Consider the following 17,585-nt stretch of genomic DNA (forward strand, 5'->3'; position numbering starts at 1 on the left):
TAGGCAGCCGCGCCACCCCCGGCGCGCCGAGTGCGTACGAATGGGCGACGGGCCAGGACGGCGAAACGCCCGGGGCCCGGACACCGTGCGGTGTCCGGGCCCCGGGCAGGAGGCGTCGAGCGCCTACTGGGTGCGGCTCTCACCGCGGTAGTACTCGAAGACCCAGCCGAAGAGACCGACCAGGATGATCGGGGCCGAGAAGTACGCCAGCCACCAGCCGAAGATGATCGCGAGGAAGAAGATCGCGCCACCGCTGGCCAGGGCGAGCGGCTGCCAGCTGTGCGGGGAGAAGAATCCCAGCTCACCGGCGTCGTCGGCAACGTCCGCGTCCTCGCGGTCCATGGCGCCCGTGTCCGCGCGGCGGGCGGTGAAGGCCAGGTAGAACCCGATCATCACGGTGAGGCCGAAGGACATGAAGAGCGCGGTGGTACCGACCGCCTCGTGCGACCAGACGCCGTAGACGATGGCCATCGCGAGGATGAACGCCGCCAGCCACAGGAACAGCTTGCCCTGGAACTTCACTTGCCGGCCTCCGTCTCATCGGCACCGGAGCCGCTGCCGGCCAGGGCCTTGTCGCCCGGGCCGACGTTCTCCAGCTGGTCGAGCGCCGCGATCTCCGGGTGGTGCAGGTCGAACGCGGGGGATTCGGACCGGATGCGCGGCAGGGTGAGGAAGTTGTGCCGCGGCGGCGGGCAGGAAGTCGCCCATTCGAGTGAACGGCCGTAGCCCCAGGGGTCGTCGACCTCGACCGGCTTGCCGTACTTGGCGGTCTTCCACACGTTGTAGAAGAACGGCAGTATCGACAGCCCGAGCAGGAAGGCGCTGATCGTCGACACCGTGTTCAGCGTGGTGAAACCGTCCGCCGCCAGGTAGTCCGCGTAGCGGCGCGGCATGCCCTCGACGCCCAGCCAGTGCTGGACCAGGAAGGTGCCGTGGAAACCGATGAACAGCGTCCAGAAGGTGATCTTGCCGAGCCGCTCGTCCAGCATCTTGCCGGTCCACTTCGGCCACCAGAAGTGGAAGCCGGCGAACATCGCGAAGACCACGGTACCGAAGACGACGTAGTGGAAGTGCGCGACGACGAAGTACGAGTCCGAGACGTGGAAGTCCAGCGGCGGGGCCGCCAGGATCACGCCGGTCAGACCGCCGAAGGCGAAGGTGATCAGGAAGCCGATCGACCACAGCATCGGGGTCTCGAAACTCAAGGACCCCTTCCACATCGTGCCGATCCAGTTGAAGAACTTCACACCGGTCGGTACGGCGATCAGGAAGGTCATGAAGGAGAAGAACGGCAGCAGCACACCACCGGTGACGTACATGTGGTGCGCCCACACCGTCACCGAGAGGCCGGCGATGGAGATCGTCGCCGCGATGAGGCTGACGTAACCGAACATCGGCTTTCGGCTGAAGACCGGGATGATCTCACTGATGATGCCGAAGAACGGCAGCGCGATGATGTACACCTCTGGATGGCCGAAGAACCAGAAGAGGTGTTGCCATAGCAACGCCCCTCCGTTCGCGGCATCGAAGACATGGGCGCCGAACTTGCGGTCCGCCTCCAGCGCGAGCAGCGAGGCGGCGAGCACCGGGAAGGCGAAGAGCACCAGGACACCGGTCAGCAGGACGTTCCAGACGAAGATCGGCATCCGGAACATCGTCATGCCGGGGGCGCGCATGCAGATGATGGTGGTGATGAAGTTGACCGAGGCGAGGATCGTGCCGAATCCCGACAAGGCCAGACCCAAGATCCACATGTCGCCGCCGACGCCCGGCGAGCGAACCGCGTCGGTCAGCGGCGAGTACGCGAACCATCCGAAGTCGGCCGCGCCCTGCGGGGTGAGGAAGCCACCGACCGCGATCAGCGAGCCGAACAGGTAGAGCCAGTAGGCGAACATGTTCAGCCGCGGGAACGCCACGTCGGGCGCGCCGATCTGCAGCGGCATGATCCAGTTTGCGAAGCCGGAGAACAGCGGGGTCGCGAACATCAGCAGCATCACGGTGCCGTGCATCGTGAAGGCCTGGTTGAACTGCTCGTTCGACATGATCTGCATGCCCGGCCGGGCCAGTTCGGCGCGCATCAGCAGCGCCATGATGCCGCCGAGGATGAAGAACGCGAACGAGGTGATGAAGTAGAGCGTGCCGATCGTCTTGTGGTCGGTGGTGGTGAGCCACTTGATGACGACGGCACCGGGCTGCTTGCGCCGTACGGGGAGCTCGTCCTCGTACGCGTCTTCGGCGGCGGCCTCGGCCGCGCCACCCTGGGGTTCGTTGAGAATGCTCACTGGGTCTTGGTCTCCGCATTCTTGGCGTTGCCCGTGGTGGCAATGCCTGCCGGGACGTAACCGGTCTGGCCCTTCTTCGCCAGGTCCTTCAGGTGCTGCTGGTACTGCGCCGGGGTGACGACCTTGACGTTGAAGAGCATCCGGGAGTGGTCCACGCCGCATAGTTCGGCGCACTTGCCCCTGAAGGTGCCCAGCTTGTTCGGGGTCACCTGGAAGACGTTGGTGTGGCCGGGGATGACGTCCATCTTCATGAGGAAGTTGATTACCCAGAAGTCGTGGATGACGTCACGCGAGGTGAGGACGAACCGTACGCTCTGGCCCTCGGGGAGCCACAGCGTCGGACCGGGGTTGCCGGTGTCCGGGTTCCTGGTGGCCGGCGTGCCGAAGTCGTAGACACCCTCCGCACCGGGCGGGGCGTCCAGCTTCTTGGCCGAGATGGTGGAGAGCTCGCTCGGCGTCGTGCTGGGCGTGGACAGGTTGCCGTCCACGTTCTCGACGTAGTTGAAGGCCCAGCTCCACTGGAAGCCGACGACGTTGATCACGTGGTCGGGCGTCTTGGAGGTCTCCAGGATCTTGGACTCATCCCGGGCGGTGAAGTAGAAGAGCACCGAGACGATGACCAGCGGAACCGTGGTGAACAGGGCCTCGATCGGCATGTTGTACCGGATCTGAGGCGGAACCTCGACCTTCGTGCGGCTGCGCCGGTGGAAGATCAGGCTCCAGATGATCAGGCCCCAGACGAGACAGCCGACCGCGAGGGCGGCGGCCCAGGAGCCCTGCCAGAGCGAGAGAATGATGGGTGCCTGCTCCGTGGCGGGGCTGGGCATTCCGAGGCGGGGGAAGTCCTCGTATGTGCAACCCGTGGCGGTCGCAAGGACCAGGCCCGCAGCCAGCGCCTGCGGCAGCTTCCGCCGCATCGGGCGCCGCGACGAGCGGTCGGAGCCGTTGGGACTCACGTAGCGCCTTCCCGAGAGTCTCGCCCGCGCGTCGTCCGAGATCCCGGCCTGTGCTGGTCGGTCCGCCCGGGCGCGGGCAGTGGTGTGGATGTTTATGCGGACCAAACCCTACTGGACGCTATTTGGGGTCGCGCGGGGAGGGGGTCCAACGCGCCGGGGCGGCCCCCGAAGGGATGGAAAGGGGTCGGAAACGGCTCCGCGTGTGCCGCGAATGCGCTCTTGCAGGGGCCTGCCTGACGCTCCGCCGGAGACGGCGTTACGGTTCCGATGTGTCCTACTTCGATGCCGCCTCCGCCGCTCCGCTACACCCCGTGGCCCGGCAGGCACTGCTCGCCGCGCTCGACGAGGGCTGGGCCGACCCCGGGCGGCTCTACCGCGACGGACGGCGGGCCCGGCTGCTGCTGGACGCCGCGCGGGAGGCGGCTGCGGAGGCCGTCGGCTGTCGTCCCGACGAGCTGGTTTTCACTCCTTCGGGCACGCGGGCGGTGCAATCGGGTGTGGCCGGCGCCCTGGCCGGGCGGCGGCGGACGGGTCGTCACGCCGTCGTGTCGGCTGTCGAGCACTCCTCCGTGCTGCATGCGGTGGAGGATGGCGAGGTGACCGAGGTCGGCGTGGACCGTACGGGTCTGGTCGACGCGGAGGCCTTCGCGTCCGCGCTCCGGGAGGACACCGCGCTCGCCTGCCTGCAGTCCGCCAACCACGAGGTCGGCACGCTCCAGCCGGTGGCCCAAGTCGCCGAACTGTGCCGGGCAGCCGGGGTGCCGCTGCTGGTCGACGCCGCCCAGTCGCTGGGCTGGGGCCCGGTCGAGGGCGGCTGGTCCCTGCTGGCGGCAAGCGCCCACAAGTGGGGTGGGCCGCCGGGCGTGGGACTGCTGGCGGTGCGGAAGGGCACGCGCTTCGTCCCGCAGGGCCCGGTGGATGAGAACCTCCCCGCGATCGTCGCGGCGGCGGCCTCCCTGCGGGCCGTACGGGCGGAGGCCGCGTCCTCCGGCGAGGCCGACCGGCTCTCGGGGCTGGTCGAGCGGATCCGCGCCCAGGTGCCGCGGCTTGTGCCCGATGTGGAGGTCGTCGGCCACCCCGAACTGCGCCTCCCGCACCTCATCACCTTCTCCTGTCTCTACGTGGACGGCGAGGCCCTGCTCCACGAGCTGGACCGGGTCGGCTTTGCCGTCTCCTCCGGCTCGTCCTGTACGTCCAGCACGCTCGTGCCGAGCCATGTGCTGCGCGCGATGGGCGTCCTGTCCGAGGGCAACGTCCGCGTGTCGCTGCCGCGCGGGGTGGAGTCGGCGGAGGTGGACCGCTTCCTGACGGTCCTGCCGAAGGTCGTGGCCACGGTGCGCGAGCGGCTCGGCGCGCCTGCGCCTTCGGCTTCGTCCCCGGCGCAGGCCAACCCCGACCAGCCCGCGCTCGTCGTCGATTCGCTGGGCAAGCGGTGCCCGATTCCGGTGATCGAACTCGCGAAGGTCATCGGCGACGTCCCGGTCGGCTCCATCGTGTCGGTGCTCTCCGACGACGAGGCTGCCCGCCTCGACATCCCGGCGTGGTGCGACATGCGCGACCAGGAGTACCTGGGCGAGCACGACGCGCCCCGGGGCGTCGCGTACTGGGTCCGCCGCGTCGGCTGACCGGGGGTTAGACGGGGGGTTACAGGAACTCGCCCGACGGCACGTACGGCGCGGGCGGCCGCATGCCGCGCAGGCAGATGTAGCCGGCGTTGGCGATGTCGAGGCCGGCCGTCAGGCCGACGTCGAGGGCCCATTGCTGGTCGGCGGTGAGGCCGGAGACGTACGCCGGGGTGCCGTCCGGAAGGGTCAGAAGGGCCGCGGTCAGAAGTCGGGTGGCCAGGCGGCGCGATGTAGCGGCGAGGAGTTCGACGCGGCCGTCGGGGCGGAGGTAGCAGTAGCCGCTGCCGGCGAGGTCGTCGACGACGAGGAGGGCGCAGTCGCGGAGGAGTTGGTCGTGGTCGGGGCCGTGGGCGCCGCCACGGGTGCGGCGGGCGACGGAGTCCATGAGGTCACGGTGTTTGGCGGAGCCCTCGTGGACGGCACCATCGGGCGCCGGGAGACGGGCCTTGTCGACGGGGCCGGTGAGCCGCATGGCGGGGTGGAGGGCGAAGCCGGCCCGGCGGTAGGTGGCGGCGGCACGCGGGTCGCGGGAGCCGCAGATGATGCCGCGCAGGCAACCGCGGCCGTAGAGCATCGCGGCGGCCAGGAGTTCGCGGCCCACCCCTCGCCCCTGGGCCTCGGGGAGTACGACGAAGGTCGACAGCCCCCACGTCCCCTCCCGCCGAAGCGACAGCGCCGCCCCCACCGGCATCCCGGACACCTCGTCCACGGCCAGCCAGCATCCCCCCGGGTCGGTACGCGCGAGGTGCCGGTTCCGCTCCCGATGCCGTGCGGCCCGCCCGGGGTCATCCGGCACCGCGAACACCCGCGAGGAGCCGAATGCGGCAGCGGAAACAACCCGCACCGCCTCGGCATCCTCCTCGTCATCACGTAGAGGCCGCAGAAGCACGGCGCCACATTACGGAAGCCCCGGCATCCGCTCCAACGCGACCTTTCGCGAAGTGCCCGGCCCCCTACGGCCCGCCGACACCCCGGCACGACGGCCGGAGGCCGGCACAGCCGTCCCGAAGCAAGCGAAGCGCCCGCGAGGGCGGCATCAAGAAACCCAGCGCACGGCGCCACATTACGGAAGCCCCAGCATCCGCTCCAACGCGACCTTTCACGAAGTGCCCGGCCCCGTCAACCCCGGCCGCCGGGTCACTCGCTGCCTACGGCAGCGCAAGCATCTGTTCCAGGGCGAGCTTTGCGTAGTGCTCGGTGTCCTTGTCGACCTGGATGCGGTTGACGACGTTGCCGTCGGCGAGGGATTCCAGGGTCCAGACGAGGTGGGGGAGGTCGATGCGGTTCATGGTGGAGCAGAAGCAGACCGTCTTGTCGAGGAAGACGATCTGCTTGTCCGGATGGGCCTTGGCGAGGCGGCGGACGAGGTTGAGTTCGGTGCCGATGGCCCAGGCGGATCCGGTGGAGGCGGCGTCGAGGGCCTTAACGATGTATTCGGTGGAGCCGACCTGGTCGGCGGCCGAGACGACCTCGTGCTTGCACTCGGGGTGAACGAGGACGTTGACGCCGGGTATGCGGGCGCGTACGTCCTCGACCGAGTCCAGGGAGAAGCGGCCGTGGACCGAGCAGTGGCCGCGCCAGAGGATCATCTTGGCGGCGCGCAGCTGATCAACCGTCACGCCGCCGCCGGGCTTGTGCGGGTTGTAGATGACGCAGTCGTCGAGCGAGAAGCCCATGTCGCGTACGGCGGTGTTGCGGCCGAGGTGCTGGTCGGGGAGGAAGAGGACCTTCTCGCCCTCGCCGAAGGCCCATTCGAGGGCGCGCTTGGCGTTGCTGGAGGTGCAGATCGTGCCGCCGTGCCGGCCGGTGAAGGCCTTGATGTCGGCGGAGGAGTTCATGTACGAGACGGGGACGGTGACGTCCGCGATGCCGGCGTCGGTCAGGACGTCCCAGCACTCGGCGACCTGCTCGGCGGTGGCCATGTCGGCCATGGAGCAACCGGCGGCGAGGTCGGGGAGGATGACGGCCTGGGCCTCGGAGGTGAGGATGTCCGCGGATTCCGCCATGAAGTGGACACCGCAGAAGACGATGTACTCGGCCTCGGGGCGGACGGCGGCGTCGCGGGCGAGCTTGAAGGAGTCGCCGGTGACATCGGCGAACTCGATAACCTCGTCACGTTGGTAGTGGTGGCCGAGGATGAAGACCTTCTCCCCGAGCTTGGCCTTGGCGGCGCGGGCACGTTCGACCAGGTCCGGGTCGGACGCTGCGGGCAGATCACCGGGACAGTCCACGCCGCGTTCGCTGCGCGGGTCGGCCTCGCGGCCCAGCAGGAGCAGGGCGAGCGGGGTGGGCTGAACGTCCAGCGGTTCGGTGGTGGTCACGGGCCGGAGCCCTTTCTCTGCGGGTCGTGGTTTTCGGCGGCTCAAACCTTTATCGTCTATTTGACGCTATACATCATAACCCGTTCGCGTCAGCCTGCCGATGGCCCTCGCGTCAATGTGACACATTCCTGTACCGGGCCGGGTGTGCGAGCATGGATCGAAGAAAGACGTACCGGACCCGGAATGAATCCGGGGCACCACCGGTTGATCGTCGGTGGTAGCAGTCCGTACAACCCGGGAGATAAGCAGATGACGGTTCAGGACGAGACCAGCACGGACGGCATCCTTCTGTCCGACTCGGCGGCAGCCAAGGTCAAGGCCCTGCTGGACCAGGAAGGCCGCGAGGACCTCGCGCTGCGTGTCGCCGTCCAGCCCGGCGGCTGCTCCGGCCTGCGATACCAGCTGTTCTTCGACGAGCGCTCGCTCGACGGCGACGTCGTGAAGGACTTCAGCGGAGTGAAGGTCGTCACCGACCGCATGAGCGCGCCCTACCTCGGTGGTGCCTCCATCGACTTCGTGGACACGATCGAGAAGCAGGGCTTCACGATCGACAACCCGAACGCCACGGGCTCGTGCGCCTGCGGCGACTCGTTCCACTGAGCTTCTGAGCACCCAGCAACACGTACACACAAGTGGCGGCACCCGATCGGGTGCCGCCACTTGTGTGTGATGTCACTTCTTCGGGACCGCCTTGCCGTCGAAGGCGTCGACGACCTTCCGGGCGCCCAGTGGCCTGCCGAGCGGCACGGTCTTCGTGAAGGCCTTGGCGAGCGCGACGCAGGGCCGCTTCGAATCCTCGCGCTGCTGCGTGACGTGAGCCTTCACCGTCTGACCCGACTCGTCGGCGGACGCCGTGTAGGTGCTGCAGACGCCGCCCCAGAAGCTCAGCTTCAGGCTCTTGCCGTCCACCGCGTACGACGTGATGTCGACCAGGCTGCTCGGCGTCGCCTGCGTGGTGTCCACCGCGGGTTGCGCCAGCGTCGTGGAGCCCTTCACGCCGGCCTGGGTCACCTCGAACAGCCAGGACGGTACGAGGGCCTGTCGGCCGGCCACGTACTGCGAGGAGAGCCCGAAGACCGTCTGGCGTACGTTCAGGGGCTGGGTTTTGGTCGGAACGCAGGGCATCACGGTCGGCAGCTTGGGGTCGTCGCCGGGGGCCGTGGACTCCTTGGGGACGACGGTCGGGCATTCGCCGATGCCGTGGTCCTCGCCGCCGCCACGGGCGGCTTCCAGGTTCTTGAGGGCCTTTTCGGCGCTCATGACCGGCTGGACCTCACCCTTGGTGAGCGGCGACAGCGGGCCGTTGGCGCTGGTCAGCCGGCCGTCGGGGGCGATCTTCAGGCTGGTGCTCCAGCCGTACGTGGGAAGGCCGGCGACGACCGGGTCGGCGCTGACCGTGCGGAGCCCGTTGGCGGTCTGGCTCGCGTCGGTCTTCGCGCCCCTGAGGCCGAGAGCGGCGAGCAGGGGTGCCGCCTTGTCCAGGGCCTTCTGCTCGGCGACGGCCGCGCCGGACGTGCTGTGGGCGCCGGTGCCGTAGCGCGCGTACGACCACGTGCCGGGGGCGGCCTTGAGCACCTGGAGGGTGGGGCCCGCGCCGCCGCCGGCCTTCCAGAACCCCGCGTCGGAAGTGACGGTGCCGGGCACGCCGAGCGCCTTGGCCAGTTCCTCGACGGTGGCGCGGGACACCGTGCCGGGGTGCTGGACCGCCGCCGAGCCGGGGCCGGTGGGCAGCGAGGTCGCGGAGGGGGTGCCGCCAGGCGAGGCATGCGAGCTCTTGCCGCCGCCGCCAGAGGTCGTCGCCCAGTAAGCGCCACCGCCACCGGCCAGCAGGACCGCCGTGGCGACGCCCGCGATCAGCAGCGGGGACCTGTACTTACGGCCGTCCTGCGCACGCTCTTCCACCGCTCGACTCCTTCGGCTCCGTACCGTCCTTGACGTACGCCGGTTGGACGGAGCCGCGCCTGCGGTGGTTCCAGGGGCCCGGGGGGTTCAGTCCCCGTACTCGGCCATGCCGTCGACGACGTGCGCGGACGCCGGCGGGACGGTGATGCCGTGCAGTCTCGACGGGGCGACGGCCGCCGTCTTCTCGCCGACCTTGGTTTCCCAGTGGGGGGCCATCTTGTGGCAGTCGCCGATCAGCTGTGCGAGTGATTCGGGTTCCGCGGGGGGATTGGTGGGAAGCGGTGTGGTCATAGTCCTGACAGTAGGCATCCCGGGGTACGGGATAAAGCCCTACTATCGGGTAGTTTCGCCGTGTCGGCGCAGGCCGGTGGCACCCGGTAGCGTTGACAGGTCCGTATCGCCCTCCGCAGGAGCGTCCCTGTCGTGCGTATCGCTGTCACCGGCTCCATCGCCACCGACCACCTGATGACCTTCCCCGGCCGCTTCGCCGACCAGCTGGTCGCCGACCAGCTGCACACGGTCTCGCTCTCCTTCCTCGTCGACAATCTGGACGTACGGCGCGGTGGCGTCGGCGCCAACATCTGCTTCGGCATGGGCCAGCTCGGCACCCGGCCGATCCTGGTCGGCGCGGCCGGCTCCGACTTCGACGAGTACCGCGCCTGGCTGGACCGGCACGGCGTGGACACCGGGTCCGTGCGGATCTCCGAGGTGCTGCACACCGCCCGCTTCGTCTGCACCACCGACACCGACCACAACCAGATCGGCTCCTTCTACACCGGCGCCATGAGCGAGGCCCGGCAGATCGAGCTCACGGCCGTCGCCAACCGCGTCGGCGGCCTCGACCTGGTCCTCATCGGCGCCGACGACCCCGAGGCGATGCTCCGCCACACCGAGGAGTGCCGTTCGCGCGGCATCCCCTTCGCGGCGGACTTCTCCCAGCAGATCGCCCGGATGAGCGGCGACGACATCCGGATACTGCTGGACGGCGCGGCCTACCTCTTCTCCAACGAGTACGAGAAGGGGCTCATCGAGTCCAAGACCGGCTGGAAGGACGAGGAGATCCTCGGCAAGGTCGGGCACCGCGTCACCACGCTCGGCTCCCGGGGCGTGCGGATCGAGCGGACCGGCGAGGAAACGATCGTGGTCGGCTGCCCGGAGGAGGACGCCAAGGTCGACCCCACCGGCGTCGGCGACGCCTTCCGCGCGGGCTTCCTGTCCGGGCTGGCATGGGGCGTCGGCCTGGAGCGGGCCGCGCAGGTCGGATGCATGCTGGCCACCCTGGTCATCGAGACCCTGGGCACCCAGGAGTACACACTGCGCCGGGCGCGCTTCATGGACCGCTTCACCAAGGCGTACGGCCACGCGGCCGCCGACGATGTGCGGGAGCACCTGGTCTAGACCCTCTCTGACACATCCCGCCTGCCCCGCGGCGCTCCCCCAGCCTGGCGGCTGGTGGGGGTCCTCCCCCAGGCACGCGCGCTCGCTGCGTTGCCGGAGTCACCCGAGTAGCCCACTACGAGGGCGACCCCCCGGCTGAAGGCTGGTGGGGGTCCCCCCGGACGGAGTCTGGGGGAGAGTGCCCCCACTGCCTTGCGATCACACCCACCAGACGCCGCGCGGCCCGCCCTCCGGGCGGCCGGCGCTATTTGTCAGACACGGCCTAGCGGGCGCTGGGCCGCACCAGGCCGGATTCGTACGCCGCGACCACGAGTTGGGCTCGGTCGCGGGCGCCGAGCTTGGCCATGGTGCGGTTGACGTGGGTCTTGACGGTGAGCGGGCTGACGCCGAGGCGGTCGGCGATCTCGTCGTTGGGCAGCCCGGCGGCGACCTGAACCAGCACCTCGCGCTCCCGGGCGGTGAGGGCGGCCAGCTCGGGCACTGGGCGGGCGGGGGCGCCGGGCAGGGCCAGGAAGCGGTCGATGAGGCTTCGGGTGGCGGTCGGTGACAGGAGTGCGTCGCCGGCCGCCACGATCCGTATGGCGTCGAGGAGTTCGCGCGGCTCGGCGCCCTTGCCGAGGAAGCCGGAGGCGCCGGCGCGCAGCGCCTGGACCACGTACTCGTCGGCCTCGAAGGTGGTCAGGACAAGGACCGCGACGCCGGCCAGGTCCTCGTCGGCGGTGATCGCCCTGGTCGCGGTCAGGCCGTCGGTGCCGGGCATGCGGATGTCCATCAGGACGACGTCGGCGCGGGCCGAGCGGGCCAGCGCCACCGCCTCGGCGCCGTCCGAGGCCTCCCCGACGACCTCCATGTCCGGCTCGGACTCGACGAGGACCCGGAAGGCACCGCGCAGCAGGGCCTGGTCGTCGGCGAGCAGCACCCTAATGGTCATGCCTTCTCCCCCACGGTGAGCGGAAGCCGAGCGTGGACGCGGAAGCCGCCGTCGGGGCAGCGGCCGGCGTCGCAGGTGCCGCCGAGGGCGGCGGTGCGTTCGCGCATGCCCATGAGGCCGTGGCCACCCGCGTGTTGACCGGTTTCGGCGGTCTCGGCGGGGGACGTTCCGCCGTCGTCCTGGACGGTGACCTCCAGAGCGTCGGGGGCACGGGTGACCCGCACCTCGACGCGGGCACCCGCGCCGGCGTGCTTGTGGGCGTTGGTCAGCGACTCCTGGATCACCCGGTACGCGGTGAGGTCGACGCTGGCGGGCAACGGCGGCGCGGGTTCGGCGACGGCGACCTCGACGGGGAGGCCCGCGCGGCGGAAGCCGTCGACGAGCTGGTCCAGCACGCCGAGGCCCGGGGCGGGCTCCATGGGCGCCTCGGGGTCGCCGGACTGGCGCAGCAGGCCGACCGTGGCGCGCAGCTCGTCCAGGGCCGACCGGCTGGCCTCGCGGACGTGTGCGAGGGCCTGCTTGGCCTGGTCCGGACGGGTGTCCATGACGTGTGCCGCGACCCCCGCCTGGACGTTGACCAGGGCGATGTGATGGGCCACCACGTCGTGCAGCTCGCGGGCGATCCGCATGCGTTCCTCGGTGACGCGGCGCTTGGCCTCCTGCTCGCGGGTGCGTTCCGCCCGCTCGGCCCGCTCCTCGATCGCGACGATGTAGGCCCGGCGGGTGCGCTTCGCGTCGCCGGCCGCCGCCGCCATGCCGGTCCAGGCCAGCAGGGCGAGGTTCTCCGGGGAGTACCAGGGCCGCCTGCCGACCAGCATCACGACGGCGGTGAGCCCGACGCAGGTGAGGACGCCGGCCCGCCAGGTCGTGGGCCGGTCGGTGTACGCGGCGGCCGAGTAGAGCGCCACGACCGCGCTGACCACCACGGGGCCGCTCTCCCGGCCGCCCTCCGTGGCGACGTACGCGACGGTGACCGCGCAGGTGAAGGCCAGGACGCCGAGCGGGTACCGGCGGCGCAGCGCCAGCGCCGCGCTGCCGAGGACGCCGAGGGCCGCGCCGGAGACCGACGCGTCGTACCTCGCCTTGTCCGGCCCGATGTACAGGCTGCCGAGGATCACGCCCAGCACGGCGGCGGCCAGGACCACGTCGAGCGCCAGGGGGTGGGCCCGCAGCCGTCTGGTCGGTCGGGCAAGGGGGTTCACTGAGGTCACCTCGCGACAGCGCCGGCAGTACAACCAGCAACGGTACGGGTCGCGGGAAGACGGCTGTGCCCCGGATCCGGGGATTCCGGATCCGGGGCACAGTCAGGCGCGCCGTCGGGCCGGTGACCGGCCCGGTTCGAGCCAGGATCAGCCCGGGATCAGTCCGTCGTCGCGGAGCATGGCCCGGACCTCCTCAAGGGTGGCGTCCGGGTTGGGCAGGATCAACCCGGACGGCTCGAGGGAGTCGTCCGGCAGCGGCTCCCCGAGCTTACGCACGGCGTCGAGCAGGGCGTGCAGCGTGCCGCGGAAGCCCGCCTCGTCGCCCTTCTCCAACTCGACGAGCAGATCGTCGTCGAGCCTGTTCAGTTCGGTGAGGTGCGTGTCGTCCACCTTCACCTGCCCCTCCCCCATGATCCGTACGATCATGACGCCCTCCTCGGGTGCCGGTACTACTGCTTGTCGAACCGGGGCTGGTCCTTGGTCTCCTGCTGGCCGCTCTCGATCGCCTGCTGCGGAGTGCCGCCCGCCAGTTCGGCCTTCATCCGCTGCAGCTCCAGCTCCACATCACTACCACCGGAGAGCCGGTCCAGCTCGGACTGGATGTCGTCCTTGGCCAGTCCGCTCGCGTCGTCGAGGGCTCCGGAGGCCAGCAGCTCGTCCAGGGCACCGGCCCGGGCGCGCAGCTGCTCGGTCTTGTCCTCGGCACGCTGGATGGCCATGCCGACGTCGCCCATCTCCTCGGAGATGCCGGAGAAGGCCTCTCCGATCTGGGTCTGCGCCTTGGCCGCGCTGTAGGTGGCCTTGATGGTCTCCTTCTTCGTACGGAAGGCGTCGACCTTGGCCTGCAGCCGTTGGGCCGCGAGGGTGAGCTTCTCCTCCTCGCCCTGCAGTGTCTGGTGCTGCGTCTCCAGGTCGGTGACCTGCTGCTGCAGGGCCGCCTTGCGCGACAGCGCCTCACGGGCCAGGTCCTCACGCCCGAGGGCGAGCGCCTTGCGGCCCTGGTCCTCGTACTTCGTCGACTGCTGCTGCAGCTGGCCCAGCTGCAGCTCAAGACGCTTACGCGACGTGGCCACGTCCGCGACGCCCCGGCGTACCTTCTGCAGCAGCTCCAGCTGCTTCTGGTACGAGTAGTCCAGGGTCTCGCGCGGATCCTCGGCCCGGTCCAGGGCCTTGTTGGCCTTCGCGCGGAAGATCATTCCCATCCGCTTCATGACACCGCTCATGGGCCTCGCGCGCCCCCTTCTCACCGGATTCAGCTCGCCAGCACACCTCTACAGACCCCACAGTACGGGGCCTGGTTCCATTACCCCACTGTTCCGGGGCGGATGCGCTCATCCTGCAGGACGATCACAGTTCGGTGTCCTCAGGCCCAGGGATGACCGGGAGGCTGGGGGACGGGTCGGGGACCACGTAACCTGGGGGTGTGTTCCGACGTCGTTCCCAAGATGAGCAGGCCGCCAAGGCCTCGACCACCACGGTGCTCGAGGACGAGCGGCAGTCCCGTGACCCGCAGGCTCCCAAGGGTCGTCCCACCCCCAAGCGCAGCGAGTCGCAGACCCGCCGCCGCACCGCCGCGACCGTGCCGTCCGACCGCAAGGCGGCGACCAAGCAGGCCCGTGAGGCCCGCCGGGTCGAGCTGGCGAAGCAGCGCGAGGCGCTGGCCGGGGGTGACGAGCGCTACCTGCCGCTGCGCGACCGGGGCCCGGTGCGGAAGTTCGTACGGGACTACATCGACTCCCGGCTTCGGGTCGCCGAGTTCTTCCTGCCGCTGGCGGTGGTCATCCTCCTGATGACGATCGTGCAGAGCGCGGCGATCAAGAACCTCGGCCTGGTGCTGTGGCTGCTGGTCATCGTCCTGATCGTGTTCGACTCGGTCTTCACGACCATCACGCTGCGCAGCCAGCTGCGCAAGCGGTTCCCGCAGGAGAACAGTCTGCGCAGCCACATCTCCTACGGTCTGATGCGCACCCTGCAGATGCGGCGGCTGCGGCTGCCGAAGCCGCAGGTCAAGCGCGGCACGAAGCTCTGAGCGCGTCCGGCCCCGCCGGATTCGCGGCAGGCGCCGAGGCCTGGCTGAGCGGGCTGGACAGCCTGCGGAACACCGTGCGCCAGGAGCTGGTCACCCGCCAGCTCGACGAGCAGATCACCGCCCGCTTCCCCGTCGGCCGCCGGCTGCGCGTCCTCGACGTCGGCCCCGGGCAGGGCACCCAGGCGCTGCGGCTGGCCCGCGCCGGGCATCTGGTGACGGGCCTGGAATCCGATCAGGCCATGCTGGACGCCTTCCGGGCGGCGCTCGCCGCCGAGCCCGAGGGCATACGTAAGCGCGTCACCCTCATCGAGGGCGACGGCCGCGAGACCGGCCGGCACTTCGGGCCCGGCAGCTTCGACGTGGTCCTCTGTCATGGCGTGCTGATGTACGTCCCCGAGGCCGACGCCATGCTGGCCGCGCTGGCGCGCGTACTGGCCCCGCAGGGGTTGCTCTCGCTGCTGGTGCGCAACGGTGACGCCCTCGCCATGCGGCCCGCCCTGCTCGGCGACTGGGCCGGCGCGCTGGCCGCCTTCGGCACGGATGCGTACACCAACCGGCTCGGGCTGCCGGTGCGCGCCGACCGGCTGGAGGCCCTCTCGGCGACCCTGGCCGGCATCGGCCTGCCGCTGGGCGGCTGGTACGGCGTCCGCGTCTTCACCGACTCCGCCGACCGCTCCGTGCCGCCGCCGGAAGACCCGGCGGAGCGGGAGCGGCTGCTCGCGGTCGAGGAGCAGGCGGGGCGTACGGATCCGTACCGGGCGGTGGCGGCGCTGCTGCATCTGGTCGCGGTCCGGAGCTGACCCCCTCCGGACCTGACCCCGGCCCGGCCCGGTCTGACCCGTCCGCCGCACCGGACGGGCGAGGTGGCACAACAAAAGCGACAATTCTGGCATGAGGAAATTCACGGGCCTGCCGGCCATGGCGCTGCTCATCTGTGCGGCGCTCGCGCTGGCCGGGTGCAGCGGGTCTTCCGGGTCCTCCGCCAAGTCATCAGCGTCCGCGTCGGCGTCCGCCGCGCCGGGCGCGGATACGGCGGCGACGAGCGATCTGCAGGCCGCGTACCAGCGGGTCGTGAAGAACGTGCTGCCGTCGGTCGTCCAGATCACGACGACGTCGGATCTGGGCTCGGGGATCGTCTACGACGACAAGGGCCACATCGTCACCAACGCCCACGTGGTGGGTAACGCCAAGTCCTTCAAGGTGACGCTCGTCAACAGCCACACGCCCCTCGACGCGACCCTCGTCTCGAGCTACCCCGCGCAGGACCTCGCCGTGATCGCGTTGAGCAATCCCCCGAAGGGGCTGCGGGCGGCGACCTTCGGCGACTCCTCGAAGGTCGAGGTCGGGCAGATCACGCTGGCGATGGGCAGCCCGCTCGGGCTGTCGGGAAGCGTGACCCAGGGCATCGTGTCGGCGCTGGGCCGTACGGTCAGCGAGAGCGGGTCCGGCGGCGGCACGGGCGCGACCATCAGCAACATGGTGCAGACCTCGGCGCCCATCAACCCCGGCAACAGCGGCGGCGCGCTGGTGAACCTCGCCAGTCAGGTGATCGGCATCCCGACCCTCGCGGCGACCGAACCCGGCCTCAGCGAGGCCACGGCGGCCGGCATCGGCTTCGCCATCCCCGCCTCGACAGTCACCAAGATCGCGAGTCAGATCGTCAAGAGCGGGAAGGTCACCGAATCCGGGCGGGCCGCCCTGGGGATCACCGGCCGGACCGTCCTCAACGACGACTTCGAGGCGGCGGGCGTCGCGGTGGTGTCGGTCACCAAGGGCGGGGCGGCGGCCAAGGCCGGCATTCAGGTCGGCGACATCATCACCAAGGTGGGCGACTCCCCCGTCACGACGATCGAGTCGTTGTCGGAGGCCCTGGCGACGTACGCGCCCGGCGACAAGGCGGCGGTGACCTTCGACCGGGGCGGAACCACGAAGACGGTGACGGTGACGCTGGGCCAGCTGTGAGCGGCCCGGGGTGGCGTGCGGCCCGGTGACCGGGCCGCACGCCGCGAGGGCCTGTCGGGGCGATCCGGCCATGATCGCCCGGACAGGGCCTATGCGGCCCGCCCTACTCCTCGTCGCCGTGCAGGCTCATGGGTCCGTAGATCTTCGTGCCGTCGTCGAAGAGCACGACCTGGTCCGTACCGCCCTGCACGAGGTCCTTCCAGACCTCACCGATCCAGGACTCGGCATCCCCCTGCGTGGTGAACTCCTCCGGCTCGACCGCGGGCTGAACCTCGGTGCCGTCGGCCTTCTCGAACCGCCACGTCCACGCCATGTCCGTACTCCTCAGTCCCTCGGGGTGCCTGCCCGGCAGCGTAGCGTGCACGGACGAGAGAGGATCGTGACGTGGAACTCACTCTCCTCGGCACCGGAGGCCCCGAGGGCCTGCCCCTCCCCGACTGCCGCTGCGCGACCTGCGCCTGCGCCACCGGCGACCAGGCACGCGCCGCGACTGCCCTGCTGGTCGACGGCACGCTGCTGCTCGACCTCACGCCCGGGCTCGCCTTCGCGGCAGCCCGCGCCGGGCACTCGCTCGTGGGCGTACGGCAGGTGCTGCTGTCGCACCCGCACGACGGGCCCGCCGTGGAGATCCCCGCCGGGCTCCCCGCGCCCGCGCGGGTGCCGGCCGGGCAGGAGCTGGCGCTGCTGTCCGGGCACCGGATCACGGCGGTGGCGGTGGACGCGCCCGGGGCCGGCTACGAGGTCGAGGGGCCCGGCGGCGAGCGGCTGCTCTACCTCCCGCCCGGATGCGCGCCCGCGGGGCTGGCGGAGGGTTCGGCTCCGTACGCGTACGACATGGTGCTGCTCGATGTCATGGGGCGGCCCGACGCGCTGGCCCGGCTCCGGGCGGCGGGCGCGGTCGGGCGTACGACGGACGTGCTCGCCGTCCACCTCGACCACGCGGCGCCGCCGGGCGCGGCCGAGCTGCGGCGGCGGCT

18 protein-coding genes and 1 pseudogene are annotated in these 17,585 nt (G+C 70.5%); 7 read left to right on the forward strand and 12 right to left on the reverse strand.

The window, feature by feature from the left end:
* Nucleotides 1–123 precede the first annotated feature (123 nt).
* The 3 genes from EFK10_RS24250 to ctaC are packed head-to-tail and all read right to left on the reverse strand — an operon-like array spanning nucleotide 124 to nucleotide 3,238.
* Nucleotides 124–522: a cytochrome c oxidase subunit 4 gene (locus EFK10_RS24250; RefSeq protein WP_127357742.1), complete on the reverse strand. Its 399-nt coding sequence runs from the start codon at nucleotides 520–522 to the stop codon at nucleotides 124–126.
* Entirely contained in the window at nucleotides 519–2,282 is a 1,764-nt protein-coding gene (gene ctaD, locus EFK10_RS24255) for an aa3-type cytochrome oxidase subunit I (RefSeq protein WP_127357743.1), read from the reverse strand. Before ctaD ends, EFK10_RS24250 begins: the two co-directional genes overlap by 4 nt.
* Entirely contained in the window at nucleotides 2,279–3,238 is a 960-nt protein-coding gene (ctaC, locus tag EFK10_RS24260) for an aa3-type cytochrome oxidase subunit II (protein WP_127357744.1), read from the reverse strand. Before ctaC ends, ctaD begins: the two co-directional genes overlap by 4 nt.
* 269 nt (nucleotides 3,239–3,507) lie before the next feature.
* Between ctaC and EFK10_RS24265 the strand changes: the two genes are divergently transcribed.
* Nucleotides 3,508–4,863 (forward strand): cysteine desulfurase/sulfurtransferase TusA family protein, encoded by a 1,356-nt coding sequence (locus EFK10_RS24265; RefSeq protein ID WP_127357745.1) that lies wholly within the window; start codon nucleotides 3,508–3,510, stop codon nucleotides 4,861–4,863.
* Between the two features lie 19 nt (nucleotides 4,864–4,882).
* On the opposite strand, the gene EFK10_RS24270 is transcribed toward EFK10_RS24265, so the two are convergent.
* Both EFK10_RS24270 and nadA read right to left on the reverse strand, forming a co-directional pair.
* The gene (locus EFK10_RS24270) at nucleotides 4,883–5,752 is read right to left on the reverse strand and encodes a GNAT family N-acetyltransferase (RefSeq protein ID WP_127357746.1); all 870 of its coding nucleotides are present in this window, start codon (nucleotides 5,750–5,752) and stop codon (nucleotides 4,883–4,885) included.
* A 259-nt stretch (nucleotides 5,753–6,011) separates the two neighbouring features.
* Nucleotides 6,012–7,184 (reverse strand): quinolinate synthase NadA, encoded by a 1,173-nt coding sequence (gene nadA, locus EFK10_RS24275; RefSeq protein WP_127357747.1) that lies wholly within the window; start codon nucleotides 7,182–7,184, stop codon nucleotides 6,012–6,014.
* Between the two features lie 249 nt (nucleotides 7,185–7,433).
* Here nadA and EFK10_RS24280 point away from each other — a divergent pair, with 249 nt between their 5' ends.
* A complete protein-coding gene (locus EFK10_RS24280; RefSeq protein ID WP_127357748.1) occupies nucleotides 7,434–7,784 on the forward strand; it encodes a HesB/IscA family protein in 351 nt (116 codons plus the stop codon).
* Nucleotides 7,785–7,856: 72 nt separating this feature from the next.
* Here the strand turns inward: EFK10_RS24280 and EFK10_RS24285 are convergent, their stop codons facing one another.
* Both EFK10_RS24285 and EFK10_RS24290 read right to left on the reverse strand, forming a co-directional pair.
* Nucleotides 7,857–9,086, reverse strand: a complete 1,230-nt coding sequence (locus tag EFK10_RS24285) for a hypothetical protein (RefSeq protein WP_127357749.1) — start codon at nucleotides 9,084–9,086, stop codon at nucleotides 7,857–7,859.
* 87 nt (nucleotides 9,087–9,173) lie between these two features.
* Complete coding sequence (locus tag EFK10_RS24290; RefSeq protein WP_127357750.1) at nucleotides 9,174–9,377, reverse strand: hypothetical protein; 204 nt, start codon at nucleotides 9,375–9,377, stop codon at nucleotides 9,174–9,176.
* A 132-nt stretch (nucleotides 9,378–9,509) separates the two neighbouring features.
* On the opposite strand from EFK10_RS24290, the gene EFK10_RS24295 reads away from it, so the two are divergent.
* Nucleotides 9,510–10,484, forward strand: a complete 975-nt coding sequence (locus EFK10_RS24295; RefSeq protein WP_127357751.1) for a carbohydrate kinase family protein — start codon at nucleotides 9,510–9,512, stop codon at nucleotides 10,482–10,484.
* A 262-nt stretch (nucleotides 10,485–10,746) separates the two neighbouring features.
* On the opposite strand, the gene EFK10_RS24300 is transcribed toward EFK10_RS24295, so the two are convergent.
* From EFK10_RS24300 to EFK10_RS24315, 4 genes are all read right to left on the reverse strand, one after another.
* On the reverse strand, nucleotides 10,747–11,415 hold the full coding sequence (locus EFK10_RS24300) for a response regulator (RefSeq protein ID WP_127357752.1): 669 nt from the start codon (nucleotides 11,413–11,415) through the stop codon (nucleotides 10,747–10,749).
* Nucleotides 11,412–12,626, reverse strand: coding sequence for a sensor histidine kinase (locus EFK10_RS24305; RefSeq protein WP_127357753.1), 1,215 nt, complete (start codon nucleotides 12,624–12,626; stop codon nucleotides 11,412–11,414). The genes EFK10_RS24300 and EFK10_RS24305 overlap by 4 nt, the downstream gene beginning before the upstream one ends.
* 138 nt (nucleotides 12,627–12,764) lie before the next feature.
* Nucleotides 12,765–13,043, reverse strand: coding sequence for a PspA-associated protein PspAA (gene pspAA / locus EFK10_RS24310; protein WP_127357754.1), 279 nt, complete (start codon nucleotides 13,041–13,043; stop codon nucleotides 12,765–12,767).
* Nucleotides 13,044–13,066: 23 nt separating this feature from the next.
* Nucleotides 13,067–13,840: a PspA/IM30 family protein gene (locus tag EFK10_RS24315; protein ID WP_127357755.1), complete on the reverse strand. Its 774-nt coding sequence runs from the start codon at nucleotides 13,838–13,840 to the stop codon at nucleotides 13,067–13,069.
* Nucleotides 13,841–14,040: 200 nt separating this feature from the next.
* On the opposite strand from EFK10_RS24315, the gene EFK10_RS24320 reads away from it, so the two are divergent.
* The 3 genes from EFK10_RS24320 (at nucleotide 14,041) to EFK10_RS24330 (ending at nucleotide 16,608) form a co-directional block, all read left to right on the forward strand.
* Entirely contained in the window at nucleotides 14,041–14,646 is a 606-nt protein-coding gene (locus EFK10_RS24320) for a DUF3043 domain-containing protein (protein ID WP_127357756.1), read from the forward strand.
* Nucleotides 14,647–14,720: 74 nt separating this feature from the next.
* The gene (locus tag EFK10_RS24325; protein ID WP_127357757.1) at nucleotides 14,721–15,446 is read left to right on the forward strand and encodes a methyltransferase domain-containing protein; all 726 of its coding nucleotides are present in this window, start codon (nucleotides 14,721–14,723) and stop codon (nucleotides 15,444–15,446) included.
* A 91-nt stretch (nucleotides 15,447–15,537) separates the two neighbouring features.
* On the forward strand, nucleotides 15,538–16,608 hold the full coding sequence (locus tag EFK10_RS24330) for a S1C family serine protease (protein WP_407647125.1): 1,071 nt from the start codon (nucleotides 15,538–15,540) through the stop codon (nucleotides 16,606–16,608).
* A 103-nt stretch (nucleotides 16,609–16,711) separates the two neighbouring features.
* On the opposite strand, the gene EFK10_RS24335 is transcribed toward EFK10_RS24330, so the two are convergent.
* Complete coding sequence (locus tag EFK10_RS24335; protein ID WP_127357758.1) at nucleotides 16,712–16,921, reverse strand: hypothetical protein; 210 nt, start codon at nucleotides 16,919–16,921, stop codon at nucleotides 16,712–16,714.
* Between the two features lie 71 nt (nucleotides 16,922–16,992).
* On the opposite strand from EFK10_RS24335, the pseudogene EFK10_RS24340 reads away from it, so the two are divergent.
* Nucleotides 16,993–17,585: pseudogene (locus tag EFK10_RS24340) on the forward strand (bifunctional adenosylcobinamide kinase/adenosylcobinamide-phosphate guanylyltransferase); the annotation flags it as partial.

The sequence above is a fragment of the Streptomyces soli genome (assembly GCF_003999195.1).
GTDB classification, from domain to species: Bacteria; Actinomycetota; Actinomycetes; order Streptomycetales; family Streptomycetaceae; genus Actinacidiphila; species Actinacidiphila soli.